This is a genomic window from Schaalia naturae (assembly GCF_042665795.1).
GTDB lineage: Bacteria > Actinomycetota > Actinomycetes > Actinomycetales > Actinomycetaceae > Pauljensenia > Pauljensenia naturae.
On the sequence record NZ_JBHTEF010000001.1, the window covers coordinates 2,547,419 to 2,560,348 of the forward strand.

Genomic DNA, 12,930 nt, shown 5'->3' on the forward strand with positions numbered 1-12,930 from the left:
GCCGATGCCGTGACCCAGCCAGGGGAGGCGCCCTCGGCGATGCCCGCGCAGGGGCGCATCGACCAGGTCGACCTCGAACTGGAGATGCAGCGGTCCTACCTGGACTACGCGATGTCGGTCATCGTCAGCCGCGCACTCCCTGATGTGCGCGACGGCCTCAAGCCCGTGCACCGGCGCATCCTCTACGCGATGTATGACGGCGGGTACCGGCCCAACTCGGGTTTCTACAAGTGCATGCGCGTCGTCGGCGACGTGCTGGCCCACTACCACCCCCATGGCGACGCCTCGGTGTACGACGCCCTGGCGCGGCTGGTGCAGTCGTGGTCGATGCGCTATCCGCTGGTGGCGGGGCAGGGGAACTTCGGGTCCCCGGGCAACCTCGGGCCCGCGGCGCCGCGGTACACCGAGTGCAAGATGGCGCCCCTGGCCATGGAGATGGTCCGTGATATCGACGAGGACACTGTCGATTTCCAGGACAACTACGACGGCCGCGCCCAGGAACCGACGGTTCTTCCCGCTCGTTTCCCGAACCTGCTGGTCAACGGGTCGGAGGGGATCGCGGTCGGGATGGCGACCCGCATCCCGCCGCACAACCTCCGCGAGGTCGCCGACGGCGTCCAATGGGCCCTGGACCACCCGGAGGCGACCCGGGAGGAGCTCCTCGAAGCCCTCATGCAGCGCATCAAGGGGCCGGACTTCCCCACGGGCGCCACGATCATGGGGCGCCGCGGGATCGAGGACGCCTACCGGACGGGCCGCGGATCCATCATCCAGCGCGCCGTCGTCGACGTGGAGGAGATCCACGGGCGCCAGTGCCTGGTGGTCAAGGAGCTCCCCTACCAGGTCAACCCCGACAATCTGGTCGCGAAGATCGCGGACCTGGTGAAGTCGGGCCAGGTCCAGGGCATCGCGGACATGCGCGACGAGTCCTCGGGCCGCCACGGCCAGCGCCTCGTCATCGTCCTCAAGCGCGACGCGGTGCCCAAGGTCGTCCTCAACAACCTCTACAAGCGCACGCAGTTGCAGGACTCGTTCCCGGCGAACATGCTCGCCCTCGTCGACGGGGTGCCGCGCACGCTGAGCCTGGACGGATTCGTCCGCTACTGGATCCGCCATCAGATCGAGGTCATCCGCCGGCGCACGGAGTTCCGCCTGGCCAAGGCGCGCGAACGCCTGCACATCCTGGACGGCTACCTCCGGGCCCTGGAGAACCTCGACGCCGTCATCGCCCTCATCCGCCGCTCCCCGACGGCCGACGACGCGCGCACAGGGCTGATGGGGCTGCTGCGCATCGACGAAGTCCAGGCTGACGCGATCCTGGCCCTGCAGTTGCGTCGCCTCGCCGCACTGGAACGGCAGAAGATCCTGGACGAGGACGCCGCGCTGCGCACACGGGTCGCGGACCTCGAGGACATCCTGGCCACTCCGGCCCGCCAGCGTTCGATCGTCTCCCAAGAGCTGTCGGAGCTGGTGGACAAGTACGGCGACGAGCGCCGCACGCGCATCCTGCCCTACGGCGGCGAGATGGCGATCGAGGATCTCATCCCGCAGGAGGACGTCGTCGTCACCATCACCCGCGACGGCTTCGCCAAGCGGACCCGCACCGACCTGTACCGCTCCCAGCGGCGCGGCGGCAAGGGGGTGCGCGGCACGCAGCTGCGCGGGGACGACGTGGTCGCCCATTTCTTCGTCACCACGACCCACCACACGCTGCTGTTCTTCACGAACCTGGGCCGCGTCTACCGGGCCCGCGCCTACGAGATCCCCGAGGGCGGGCGCGACGCGAAGGGCCAGCACGTCGCGAACCTGCTCGCCTTCCAGCCGGAGGAGACGATCGCCCAGGTGCTGGCGATCGAGGACTTCCAGCAGGGTGATTACCTGGTGCTGGCCACCCGCTCCGGGCTGGTGAAGAAGACGCGCCTGGCGGAGTACGACACGGCACGCACCGGCGGCATCATCGCGATCAACCTGCGCGAGGACGAGGCCGGCGAACCGGACCGGTTGGTCTCCGCCCAGATCGTCAATGCCGAGGACGACCTGCTGCTGGTCTCCCGGGAGGGCCAGGCCGTGCGTTTCACCGCCTCCGACGAGCAGTTGCGCCCCATGGGCCGGGGCACCTCGGGCGTCAAGGGCATGAGGTTCCGTCCCGGCGACGAGCTGCTGGGCATGGAGGTCGTCCGTCCGGGCACGGACCTGCTCATCGTCACCGAGGGCGGCTACGCGAAGCGCACGCCGATCGAGGAGTACCCCACCAAGGGGCGCGCGACCCTGGGCGTGCGCGCGGGCAAGCTCGTGGAAGAGCGGGGCGCGCTGGCCGGCGCCCTGGTGGTCGATCCCGAGGAGGACGTCATGGTCATCACGGAGTCGGGCAAGCTGGTTCGCGTCAGCGCCTCCGATGTCCGGGAGACGGGGCGCAACACGATGGGCGTCATCTTCGCCCGGCCCGACCAGGACGACCGCATCATCGCGGTCACGCCGAACCCCGAGCGCGAGCTGGCGGAGGAGGGGGCCGACGCCGCCGGAGAACCAGACGCGGCCGGGGCGGACACGGTAGCGTCTGAGGAGGACAGCGCACAGGAAGGTGACCAATGAGCGAGCGCACCGAGGTGGGGACAGGCGCCGACGCCGGGGCGCTGAGGCGCGTCGATCTGGCGGTCGCGCGCGTCGATGCTTGGACCGTCATGAAGGTCAGCTTCCTGCTGTCGGTGGCGCTGGGCATCGCCACCGTCATCGCGGCTTTCGTCGTGTGGACGATGCTGGACGGGATGCACGTCTTCTCGGACCTGCAGGAGTTCCTGGAGACCCTGTCCGCGGACCGCTTCATCGCGCTGCTCGACTATGTCCGCCTGCCGAAGATGATGTCCTACGCGACGATCGTCGCAGTGGTCAACGTCGTGCTGCTCACCGCGATCTCGACGCTGGGGGCATTGCTGTACAACGTGGTGGCTGCCCTGGTGGGCGGCGTCCGGGTCTCGCTGATGGACGAGTGAGTCCCATGGTCACAGTGGTTCCCGACGTGCGCCACGTCACCGGTCGCGGTTTGTCGGTCGGAGCGCCGCTCAGGTACCATTGCTCGGTGCCCCGTTGGGACGCCGGTTGGGCCTATAGCTCAGTAGGTTAGAGCGCAGTCCTGATAAGACTGAGGTCGGTGGTTCGAGCCCACCTAGGCCCACCATCTGCCCGAGGCCACGACCGTCGGCTGCGGTGGGGGAGCGGAGGTCACCAGTGAACAAGTGGGTCACGGCCCTTGCGACGGTCGGCGCCGCGGTGCTCGCCGGGTTGCTCGTCCGCCAGGCGGCCGCCGATCTGTCCGACAATGCCCAGCTGTGGCGGTCCGTCACCGACGACCCGGAGTCCGACTGACGCCACTCACGGGGCCGTGGCGCAATTGGTAGCGCACCTGCTTTGCAAGCAGGGGGTTGCGGGTTCGAGTCCCGTCGGCTCCACAATTTCAGACGTAGTCGAACTCCTGACGGGGTTGGGTCTGTCCGTTAAACGGTGGGTCTGGGGGTCTGGTCTGACGCGGGTTCGACGCGACCGGCAGCGCCGAGAGCGAGGTTCAGTGCAATATGAGGGCCCTGACGGGTCTATTCCGGCGCCGAACCTCGCGACGGGCGCCCTCGACGCGCGCGAATCACGCCTTCAGCGTCCTCACCGGGTCCGCCATACTGGGAGGACGCCACGGGAACCAGCCTCAGCGTCGATTTCAAACCCGGCGAACCCAGATGCGGGATCTGCATCCTCGAGTTCTCCAACGAAGAGCGGCACGTCGGACAGAGCCGCGATGTCGTGCGCCGCTTCGCCGATCACTCACGCCACCATCCCGACATCGTCGCCATCCAGTTCCATGCCGTCCCCGTTGCACGCCTCGACGAGGCCGAGCGGCAGATGATCCAGAACCAGCGCGACGCCGGACATCACTTGCGCAAGATCGATTTGGTCTCCCGAACCGGGGGCGACTCCGTGCTCGACGCGGTCATCGACCAGGAGGTCCAGGCCAGCTGGGCCAACGGAGAACCGCAGACCCATCCCGACGACCTTCGGATGCTCATGGCCAAGCGCCGCCGCAGCACCGCCGCCAAGTACCGGAAACTCAAAGAGGTCCCTCATGCGAAGACGTCTTCGCCGGCGTCTGTACCGACCTCGACCGCGTCATCCCCTGGCCCCCGACCACTGACGGCCGCTTCTGGACGGTGTCCGCCATGCCAGCAACGAACAGGACGCGGGATGAGCAACGACTGATCACCATCAACTGCGGGAAGGTCGAGACCTTCGTCGTCATCGAAAACCGCTCAACGCATGAGGCATGGTGGTTCCTCAATCTAGAGCACAGGATCTTGAAGAAACACGATCTATCGCCGGACTTGCGCGAGCGCTTCTCCTCCACCGACGGTTACCGGAGCGCGGGCCGGGTGGCCGTGGTCGCGGGCACCAGCACTCGATCATCAGACTGTGTGCCGGTGTCCTCGGCCACGACCTGCCCGGTCTTGAAGACCGTCAGCCTGGCCGCCTCGAGGTGGCCGTGGCGGTGATCGGCACCGCGCCGCCATAATGGGTCCCAGCAACGGGAGGAGACGCCAGGTGAGGATCGATGGATTGTCGCTGTCCAGCCTGACCTGGCGTGACTGGCTGACGATCCCCAACATCGTCACACTGGCCCGATTCCTCCTCATCATCCCGGTCGCCTGGCTGCTGATCTCCGGCGACCACGCCACGACGGCGCTGATCCTCCTCACCGTCTTCGGGCTCACCGATTGGGTTGACGGCTTCCTCGCGCGCCGGATGGGCCAGGAGAGCGCGATCGGAGCGCTCATCGACCCGATCGCCGACCGCCTGGGAGCCGGGGTGGTCGCGATGGCGCTCGTCCTCGGCGGTCGCCTCGCCGCATGGATCGTCGTCGTCATCGTGGCGGTCGACCTGTGCCTGGCGGTCACCTTCCTCATCGTCCGTCCGGCCCAGCACCCACCGGTCACTCCCCTCGGCAAGGTCCGCACAGCGCTGCTCATGGCGGGTTTTGTCGCCACGGGTCTCGGGCTCGTCCCCGGCTGGCGGGCGGCGGCGGTCATCGGCCGCATCCTGTGCGCCACCGGAGCCGTCGCCCATGCGGTGGCCGGTCTCGGGTACTTCCGGGCGATGGTGCGCTCCGCCTGAGGGAAGCGCGGCTCCGGGCGTCTATGCCAGATGGCGCGCGATGAAATCGACGAGTTCCCGCTCGACCTCCTCCCGGGTGTCGGGGTCGTTGTGGATCTCGTGGCGGTAGCCGGTCCAGATCCGGGTGCGCACGTCGCGGTGCCCCGACAGCTGGAGCTCGTTGGCCACGTGGTACGCGCCCTCGCCGTAGTTCGCGACCGGGTCCATGTCCCCGCTCATGATGAGCACGGGCAGGTCGGAGGCGACCCCGTGGTACCACTCCGGCGCGGTGACGTGATCGTAGAGCTCGATGAAGTCGCGGACGAAGCGCAGGGTCATCGGCGCCTGGAGGTTGTTGAACGGGTCGCGCGAATGGTCGAGCACCACGGCGGGATCGACCGCGATCCAGTCGGTCGGGCCGTTGACGTGGTCGTAGCGCGAGGTGAAGCCCTCGAACATCTGGTCGACGAAGCCGTCGTCGCGCGCCATGCCGCCCTCGTCCGCGATGCGGCGGTCCAGCGCGGCGCGGTCGACGCCCTCGTCGATGCCGCGGATCTGGGAGGCCACGCCGCACAGGGCCAGGCCGGACAGGACCTCGCCGTGGGCGGAGGCGAATCCGCGGGCGATCATCGATCCCCAGGAATGCCCGAACATGAAGAACGGGAGGTCGGGATGGGTCTCCTGGACCATGCGGCTCAGGGCGGCCTCGTCCTCGACGACGGCGACGGCGCCGTGGGGCCCCGTGTCGCCCCACTCGCCGGACACCACCGCCGTGCGGCCGTGGCCGGCGTGGTCGTCCGCGGCCACCACGAAACCCGCGTCGAGGAGCCGCGTGATCATGTGCAGATAGCGGCGCGAGTGCTCCCCGAGGCCGTGGACCACCTGGACGACGGCCCGCGCGGGGCGGACCGGCTCGTAGATCCATCCCTGGATCTGGTCGCGGCCGTTGGCCGAGGGGAATTGGATGTCTCGGATCGCCATGGTGCCCTCCTGTCGGCGCCGCGCCCCGCCCCGGTGCGGGAGCCGTCCGGCGCCGTCCCCCACGATAGGCCGCTCCCGCCCCGTGCGGGCGGGGAAGAGGGCCTCGAGCGCATGGGACCAAGGCCCGTCGCCGGCGGGGAGACGTCCTCGGCGCGGGTTCCGCCTCCCCGGCCCTGCGTCCGAGGGGGCCCGCCTCCGAGGGGCGGTCACTAGGGTGGGAGCCAAGGGGGTGGGACATGGAGGTCCACGGCCGGACCCGCGTGCCGGCGCGCCACGTGGGAGTGCCCAACTGGGTGATGAAGACGACGATGGCGGTCACGGGGACCGTCATGGCCCTGTTCGTCCTCGTCCATATGCTCGGCAATCTCAAGATCCTCATCGATCCGGGCGAGATGGACACCTATGCCGCCTGGCTCCGGGAAGTCGGCGTCCCGCTGCTGCCCCACGGCGGACTCCTATGGATCGTCCGCATCGTCATGGCCGCCTGCCTGGTGGCGCACGTATGGTGCGCACTCGTGCTCGCCTGGAGGGGACGCAGGACCGGGACCCCCGGGTCGAGGCGCGCGATGGGTCTGCGCGGCTGGGGGGCCAGGCTCATGCTGCCCACCGGCATCCTGCTGCTCGTCTTCGTCGCCGTGCACCTGCTCGATCTCACGATCGGGAGGCTCGTCGCCTCCCCGGCGTTCCGGCATCCCGACCCCGGTTTCCACGCCTCGGCGAACGTCGCGGCCTCCCTCGGACGGCCGGTCATGGCGTTGTTCTACCTGATCGTGCTGTTCGGACTGGCCGTCCACCTCGCCCATGGGCTGCCCCTGGCCTGGCAGGACGTGGGCGGGTCGGGGCCGAGGAGCCGCGCCGTCGCCCGCGTCGTCGGTCTCCTCGTCGCCGTGATGATCCTGGTGGGCGACGCGGCGGTCGTCATCGTCTCATGGACGGGAGGCCTGTGATGGACGGTCTTGACAGGGTCCTGCGGGCTCTCGGGCGCGGTGGGGGACGTCGGAGGGCGGCGACCGGTTCCACGGGCGCCGAGGGGCGGCCGACCCCCCGCCCCTCGCCCCCGGGCGTCGACCTGCTCGAAGGCGGGGCGCTGTCCGCCCATGAGCCTGACGCGCCGCCCGCGCGGATGTGGGACGAGTTCATCGCCGGCGCGCGACTGGTCTCGCCCTCGAACCGGCGCCGGTTCACGGTGGTCGTCGTCGGAACCGGGCTGGCGGGCGCGGGGGCGGCCTCGTCCCTGGCGGAACTGGGGTTCCACGTCGAGGCGATCACCGCCCACGACACCCCGCGCCGCGCCCACTCGGTGGCGGCCCAGGGAGGGATCAACGCCGCCCGCGCCCGTCGCGTGGACGGCGACCAGCTCGCCCGTTTCGTCCGCGACACCGTCAAGGGCGGGGACTTCCGCGCGCGGGAGTCCGAGGCGTGGCGGCTCGGGCAGGAGTCCTCCCGCGTCATCGACCACATGAACGCGCTGGGCGTGCCCTTCGCGCGCGAGTACGGCGGGTCCCTGTCCACCCGCTCCTTCGGCGGCGTCCAGGTGTCGCGCACCTACTACTCGCGCGGCCAGACGGGCCAGCAGCTGGAGGTCGCCGCGGCGTCCGCCCTCATGCGGCAGGTGGCGGCCGGGAACGTCGCGCTGTGGGTGCGCCACGAGGTCCTCGATTTCGTCGTGGCCGACGGGCGCATGCAGGGCGTGGTGACCCGGGACTTGAGGACCGGCGAGATCCGCGTCCACCGGGCCCACGCCGTCGTCCTGGCCACGGGCGGGTTCGGCAACCTGTACTTCCACTCGACGCTCGCGAAGAACTCGAACGCCACGGCGACATGGCGGGCGCACCGCCTCGGGGCCGCCTTCGCCTCGCCCTCGTTCATCCAGTTCCACCCGACGGCGCTGCCGGTGTCCTCCGCGTGGCAGTCGAAGACGACGCTGATGTCGGAGTCCCTGCGCAACGACGGACGCATCTGGGTGCCGAGGAGTCCGGACGATCCCCGCCCGCCGGGCGAGATCCCGGAGGAGGACCGCGACTACTACCTCGAGCGCGCCTACCCGGCCTTCGGCAACCTCACGCCGCGCGACATCGCCTCGCGGGCGGCCGCCGCCCAGATCGCCGGCGGCCACGGCGTGGGCCCGCTGCGCAACTCGGTCTACCTGGACTTCCGCGACGCGCTGGAGAGGCTCGGGCGCGACGCGCTTGCCGAGCGATACGGCAACCTCTTCACGATGTACCGGGACTCCACGGGGGAGGACCCCTACCAGGTGCCGATGAGGATCGCCCCGGGCGCGCACTTCACGATGGGCGGCCTGTGGGTGGACTACCGGCTGATGTCGACGATCCCCGGGCTGTTCGTCGCGGGCGAGGCCAACGCCGCCTACCACGGGGCGAACCGGCTGGGGGCGAACTCCCTGCTCGCGGCCTGCGTCGACGGCTCCTTCACCATCCCTCGCGTGGTCCCCGACTATCTGGCGGGACTGCTGGGGACCCCCCTCGTCGACGAGGGCGACCCTGCTGTGCGAGACGCGCTGTCCCGCGTCGAAGAGCGAATGGGCGCCCTGCTGGCGGTGCGCGGCTCGACCCCCGCCAGGGTGTTCCACCGCAGTCTCGGGCAGATCCTCTATGAGACCTGCGGCGTCGTGAGGACCCGGGAGGGGCTGGAGTCGGGCATCCGTCGGATCGCCGAGCTGCGCGCCGCGTTCCACGCGGACGTGCGGGTCAGCGGCGCGGAGTCCGAGTACAACCAGGATCTCGTCGAGGCGGCCCGGGTGGGGGACTACCTGGAGCTGGCGGAGCTCGCCTGCGTGGACGCTTGGCACCGGGAGGAGTCCTGCGGCGCCCACTTCCGCGCTGAGCACCAGGTCGACGGCGAGGCCGCGCGCGATGACGAGCGCTGGATGCTGGTGTCCGCGTGGACGACCTCGGGATGGGAGGCTCCGGGAGCGGAGCCCGCGACCATCACCTGCACGCATCATGCGGACCCCCTGACCTTCCGCAGCGTGCGCGTCGCCCAGCGGAACTACAAGTGAGGGGAGGGGACGGTCGATGAGACTGCGGCTGGAGGTCTGGCGCCAGGCGGGACCGGAGGCCAGGGGGGCGTTCGAGGCCTATGACGTCGATGGCTGCGATCCGCACATGTCGGTCCTGGAGATGCTCGACCACCTCAACGAGCAGCTCGCCGCCGACGGCGAGGCGCCCGTGGCCTTCGAGTCGGACTGCCGGGAGGGCATCTGCGGTGCCTGCGGTCTGACGGTGGACGGACGGGCCCACGGGTGGCACGACCATCTGCCCGCCTGCGAGCAGCGCGTCGGCGAGCGCCCCGACGGGACCGTCATCAGGCTGGAGCCCCTGCGCTCGCGCCTGTACCCCGTGCTGCGCGACCTCGTGGTCGACCGCGGCGTCCTGGACGACATCACGCTGGCGGGCGGATTCGCCTCCGTCGACACGGGACTCGCCCCCGACGCGGACGCGACGCCCGTGGGGCACCGCATCGCGGAAGAGGCGCTCGACCTGGGCGCGTGCATCGGGTGCGGCGCATGCGTGGCGGCCTGCCCGAACGGGTCGGCCGCTCTCTACGCGGGGGCGCGCATCGGACACCTGGCCCTGATGCCGGTCCCGGCGCTGGAGCGGGGCCGGAGGGCGAGGGCGATCGCCCGCGTGGTCGACGAGGAGTTCGGGCCCTGCTCCGGGTACGGCGAGTGCGCGCGGGTGTGCCCGAAGGAGGTGCCCCTGGCGGCGGTCGCTCTGGTGGGGCGTGAACGGTGGGGCGCTGCGCTTCACCGGTCCCGGACCTGACCGGACGCGGCCCTCACGCCGGGAGGGCTGTCGCGGACCCGGGGTTGAGCCGACACCGGGAGAGAGGCCCGGCCTCCCAGGCGGCGTTGGTGCGGCAGTGGAGCTTGCCGTAGTCGTCGATGAGCGCGTGGAACTCCTGCCATCCGGCCAGTGGGAGTTCCAGCTCGGCGTGGATCTGCGCGGCGAAGGCGTCATAGCCTCGCGGGACGGCCCGGCCGAGCCGGGCGAACAGACGCCGCGCATAGGCGTCGGCGACGAACCGGCCGCGTCCCAGCAGGTAGAGCAGGAGCACATCGGCGGTCTCCGGGCCGATGCCGCGCAGGGCCAGCAGCTCGGCGCGCAGCTGCTCCGTCGGACGGCCTGCCAGGACCGGCGAGGCCGCGAACAGGCGCCGCCCGCCGACGCCGTCCTCGTCCTCCCCCGCGGTCCCGGGACCGGGCGGGCTCCCGACCTCGCGCGTCCACCAGCCGCACAGCCCGCGCAGCGCCCGTTCCTTGGCGACGGGGAATCCGGTGGGGCGGATGAGCTCGACGAGGTCCGTCGTCGGCACGGCCAGGAGGTCCGGAGGCGCGGCGACCCCGGCCTCGCGCAGGCGGGCGAGGGAGCGCTCGACCCCGCGCCAGCTCGTGTTCTGCACCAGGACCGAGCCGAGGAGCACCTCGAAGGGGGTGTCGACGTCCCACCAGTCCTCATGCGGTCCCAGGATGCCGCGCAGAGCGCCGGGGAGATCCTCCAGGGACAGCGGCGGGAGCGTGGTCACCCTTCCATTGTCCGTCACTGCGGTGCGGCGGCCGCATCCGGTCAGTCCGGATCCTGCGGGTCCAGCGGCGCGTGGTGGTCCAGAGCCGCGACGCCGTGCTTCCAGTACCCCTGGGCGACGACCTGGCTCGCCGGCAGGCCGCGCTCGTGGCGCAGGTGGCGGCGCAGGGGGATGAGCAGACCGGTCTCCCCCGCCAGGAAGAACCATGTTCCGGGCCGCTGGGGCACCGCGCGCACGGCGATGCCGAGGTCCTCGGCGCGCGACGCGCCGGTGAACCAGCGCAGGTCCGCTCCGCGGACGTCGGCGCCGTCGAAGTAAGCGGCATTGGCGGGATCGAGGGGCGCCAGCAACACGGTGACCGCGACATCGGGGGGAAGGGCGGCGACCATCCGGGCCACGGCGGGGAATCCGGTCTCGTCGGCGATGAGCACGGCGGAAGCGCCGGCCTGCTCGAGGAGGAACGATCCGCGCGGGCCGCCCAGTTCCACGCGGTCGCCGGGCGCGGCTCGGCGCGCCCACGCCGAGGCGGGGCCCTCGTCCCCATGGAGGACGAGGTCGATGTCGAGCTCGGGAAGGCCCTGGACCGCCGGGGAGCCGGGCTCGGCCGGCGAGGCGGTTCCGTCGGGGACGGGCCGGAAGGTTGACGGCGTGTAGTCGCGGAGAACCGGCTCGCCGTCGGCGCCCGGGAGGATCAGCTTGAGATGGTCAGCGGGTCCCGGTGCCTGGAAGTCGGCCAGGTCGCGCCCCGCGACGGTGACCCGGACCATGCCGGGGGTGAGGCGGCGGGTCGCGGTGACCGTGACGGAACGGCGTCTCAGCTCGTGGCGGACCTTCGTGCGGACCAGGGAGGGGGATCGTGTCATGAGGGGAGCCTAACCTCATTGTCGGCGCCTGGCGCGGGCGCGGAGAAGGGTGTCCGCGGGGCAAACAGCCGGCGATCACAGACCTGCGGAAAGACATCCGCGTGGTTCTCCCCAGCATGTGGACGACCCTGTGGACAACTTGGGGACCGCTGTGTGGAGAACCTGTGGACAATGGTTGCGGCCCGCCGTTGGCCCGCAGGCCAAGGCCGGTGCCCGTAGCATGGGAACGGCCGGTTGCCCGAGCAGGAGGAGGTCGCCATGCGCGCTGTCACCATCCACGGTCCGCGCGATGTCCGTGTCGAGGACCGGCCCGATCCTGAGCTGAGGGCACCCGGAGACGCCATTGTCCGCGTCCGGGTGGCCTGCGTGTGCGGCTCGGACCTGTGGACGTACCGCGGGATCCGCTCCGTCCCCCCAGGGCGGCCGATCGGGCACGAGCTGGTCGGCGTCGTCGAGCGCGTCGGAACGGGGGTCTCCTCGGTGAGGCCCGGTCAGACGGTCATCGCCCCGTTCTGCCTGAGCGACGGCACATGCCAGGAGTGCCGGGCGGGGTTCCCGTCGTCGTGCGAGGACGGGTCGTTCTGGGCCTCGGAGGACTCGGACGGGGAACTGCTCGACGGCGCCCAGGGGGAGTACGTGCGCGTGCCGTTGGCCGACCGCAACCTGGTCGCCGTCCCCGAGGATGCCGACGACGCGCTCCTGCCGGACCTGCTCACCCTGTCGGACGTGCTGTGCACGGGATACCACGCGGCCGTCAGCGCCGGGGTCGGGCCGGGCACCCGCGTCGTCGTCGTGGGGGACGGAGCCGTCGGCCTGTCGGCCGTGCTCTCTGCTCGGATCCTCGGGGCGCCGCGCATCGTGGCGATGAGCCGCCACCGTGACCGCGCCGACCTGGCCCGTGAGTTCGGGGCCACCGATGTCCTGCCCCAGCGCGGGGAGGAGGCGGTCCCCGCGCTGCGCGCCCTGCTCGACGGGGAACGCGCGGAGGCCGCCCTGGAGTGCGTGGGCACGCAGGAGTCCATGGACGAGGCCATCGGCCTGGTGCGAGGAGGCGGGAGGGTCGGATTCGTCGGTGTCCCGGCCGGTGGCAGCGTCATCCCCGTCCGTCGTCTGTTCGACACGAACGTGACCATCGGCGGGGGGATGGCCCCGGTCCTCACCGATCTCCCCCTTCTCCTGCCGCTGGTGCTGTCCGGCCGGATCCACCCCGGCCGGGTCTTCACCGCCTCGTTCCCCCTGGAGCGGGCCGCCGACGCCTACGCCGCGATGGACCGGCGCGAGGTGATCAAGTCCCTGCTCGTCGTGTCCTGACCAGGCGCCCGGGCGTCCACAGCCGTGCACAGCTGTGGAACGACAGGATTGTGACTCTGTCCCCAGGTGTGGAACCACCTGTGGACAACATCGCGGACAC

13 protein-coding genes and 2 tRNA genes are annotated in these 12,930 nt (G+C 71.0%); 11 read left to right on the forward strand and 4 right to left on the reverse strand.

The window, feature by feature from the left end:
* Positions 1 to 39: 39 nt before the first annotated feature.
* From gyrA to ACFQWG_RS11275, 5 genes are all read left to right on the forward strand, one after another.
* A complete protein-coding gene (gene gyrA / locus ACFQWG_RS11255) occupies positions 40 to 2,592 on the forward strand; it encodes a DNA gyrase subunit A (RefSeq protein ID WP_380976325.1) in 2,553 nt (850 codons plus the stop codon).
* Complete coding sequence (locus tag ACFQWG_RS11260) at positions 2,589 to 2,990, forward strand: DUF3566 domain-containing protein (protein WP_380975359.1); 402 nt, start codon at positions 2,589 to 2,591, stop codon at positions 2,988 to 2,990. The genes gyrA and ACFQWG_RS11260 overlap by 4 nt, the downstream gene beginning before the upstream one ends.
* Before the next feature lie 108 nt (positions 2,991 to 3,098).
* Positions 3,099 to 3,175, forward strand: a tRNA-Ile gene (locus ACFQWG_RS11265).
* A gap of 50 nt (positions 3,176 to 3,225) precedes the next feature.
* Positions 3,226 to 3,363 carry a DLW-39 family protein gene (locus ACFQWG_RS11270; RefSeq protein ID WP_380975361.1) on the forward strand — a complete coding sequence of 46 codons (138 nt, stop codon included), beginning with the start codon at positions 3,226 to 3,228 and terminating at the stop codon, positions 3,361 to 3,363.
* Positions 3,364 to 3,373: 10 nt separating this feature from the next.
* Positions 3,374 to 3,446, forward strand: a tRNA-Ala gene (locus ACFQWG_RS11275).
* 364 nt (positions 3,447 to 3,810) lie between these two features.
* Here the strand turns inward: ACFQWG_RS11275 and ACFQWG_RS11280 are convergent.
* Positions 3,811 to 4,110, reverse strand: a complete 300-nt coding sequence (locus ACFQWG_RS11280) for a hypothetical protein (RefSeq protein WP_380975363.1) — start codon at positions 4,108 to 4,110, stop codon at positions 3,811 to 3,813.
* A gap of 92 nt (positions 4,111 to 4,202) precedes the next feature.
* Between ACFQWG_RS11280 and ACFQWG_RS11285 the strand changes: the two genes are divergently transcribed.
* Positions 4,203 to 4,532 (forward strand): hypothetical protein, encoded by a 330-nt coding sequence (locus tag ACFQWG_RS11285; protein WP_380975365.1) that lies wholly within the window; start codon positions 4,203 to 4,205, stop codon positions 4,530 to 4,532.
* Between the two features lie 49 nt (positions 4,533 to 4,581).
* Positions 4,582 to 5,151 (forward strand): CDP-alcohol phosphatidyltransferase family protein, encoded by a 570-nt coding sequence (locus ACFQWG_RS11290; RefSeq protein ID WP_380975367.1) that lies wholly within the window; start codon positions 4,582 to 4,584, stop codon positions 5,149 to 5,151.
* A gap of 21 nt (positions 5,152 to 5,172) precedes the next feature.
* Here the strand turns inward: ACFQWG_RS11290 and ACFQWG_RS11295 are convergent, their stop codons facing one another.
* Positions 5,173 to 6,111 carry an alpha/beta fold hydrolase gene (locus ACFQWG_RS11295; protein ID WP_380975369.1) on the reverse strand — a complete coding sequence of 313 codons (939 nt, stop codon included), beginning with the start codon at positions 6,109 to 6,111 and terminating at the stop codon, positions 5,173 to 5,175.
* Positions 6,112 to 6,347: 236 nt separating this feature from the next.
* Here ACFQWG_RS11295 and ACFQWG_RS11300 point away from each other — a divergent pair, with 236 nt between their 5' ends.
* From ACFQWG_RS11300 to ACFQWG_RS11310, 3 genes are read left to right on the forward strand one after another with little or no spacing between them, the layout of a single operon-like run.
* Positions 6,348 to 7,058, forward strand: coding sequence for a succinate dehydrogenase cytochrome b subunit (locus tag ACFQWG_RS11300; RefSeq protein WP_380975371.1), 711 nt, complete (start codon positions 6,348 to 6,350; stop codon positions 7,056 to 7,058).
* On the forward strand, positions 7,058 to 9,130 hold the full coding sequence (locus tag ACFQWG_RS11305) for a fumarate reductase/succinate dehydrogenase flavoprotein subunit (RefSeq protein ID WP_380975373.1): 2,073 nt from the start codon (positions 7,058 to 7,060) through the stop codon (positions 9,128 to 9,130). The genes ACFQWG_RS11300 and ACFQWG_RS11305 overlap by 1 nt, the downstream gene beginning before the upstream one ends.
* Positions 9,131 to 9,146: 16 nt before the next feature.
* On the forward strand, positions 9,147 to 9,896 hold the full coding sequence (locus ACFQWG_RS11310; protein WP_380975375.1) for a succinate dehydrogenase/fumarate reductase iron-sulfur subunit: 750 nt from the start codon (positions 9,147 to 9,149) through the stop codon (positions 9,894 to 9,896).
* Positions 9,897 to 9,909: 13 nt separating this feature from the next.
* Here the strand turns inward: ACFQWG_RS11310 and ACFQWG_RS11315 are convergent, their stop codons facing one another.
* Both ACFQWG_RS11315 and ACFQWG_RS11320 read right to left on the reverse strand, forming a co-directional pair.
* A complete protein-coding gene (locus tag ACFQWG_RS11315; RefSeq protein ID WP_380975377.1) occupies positions 9,910 to 10,656 on the reverse strand; it encodes an endonuclease III domain-containing protein in 747 nt (248 codons plus the stop codon).
* A gap of 41 nt (positions 10,657 to 10,697) precedes the next feature.
* Complete coding sequence (locus tag ACFQWG_RS11320; RefSeq protein ID WP_380975379.1) at positions 10,698 to 11,519, reverse strand: siderophore-interacting protein; 822 nt, start codon at positions 11,517 to 11,519, stop codon at positions 10,698 to 10,700.
* Between the two features lie 258 nt (positions 11,520 to 11,777).
* Between ACFQWG_RS11320 and ACFQWG_RS11325 the strand changes: the two genes are divergently transcribed.
* On the forward strand, positions 11,778 to 12,830 hold the full coding sequence (locus ACFQWG_RS11325; protein WP_380975381.1) for a zinc-binding dehydrogenase: 1,053 nt from the start codon (positions 11,778 to 11,780) through the stop codon (positions 12,828 to 12,830).
* The last annotated feature ends 100 nt before the right edge of the window (positions 12,831 to 12,930 follow it).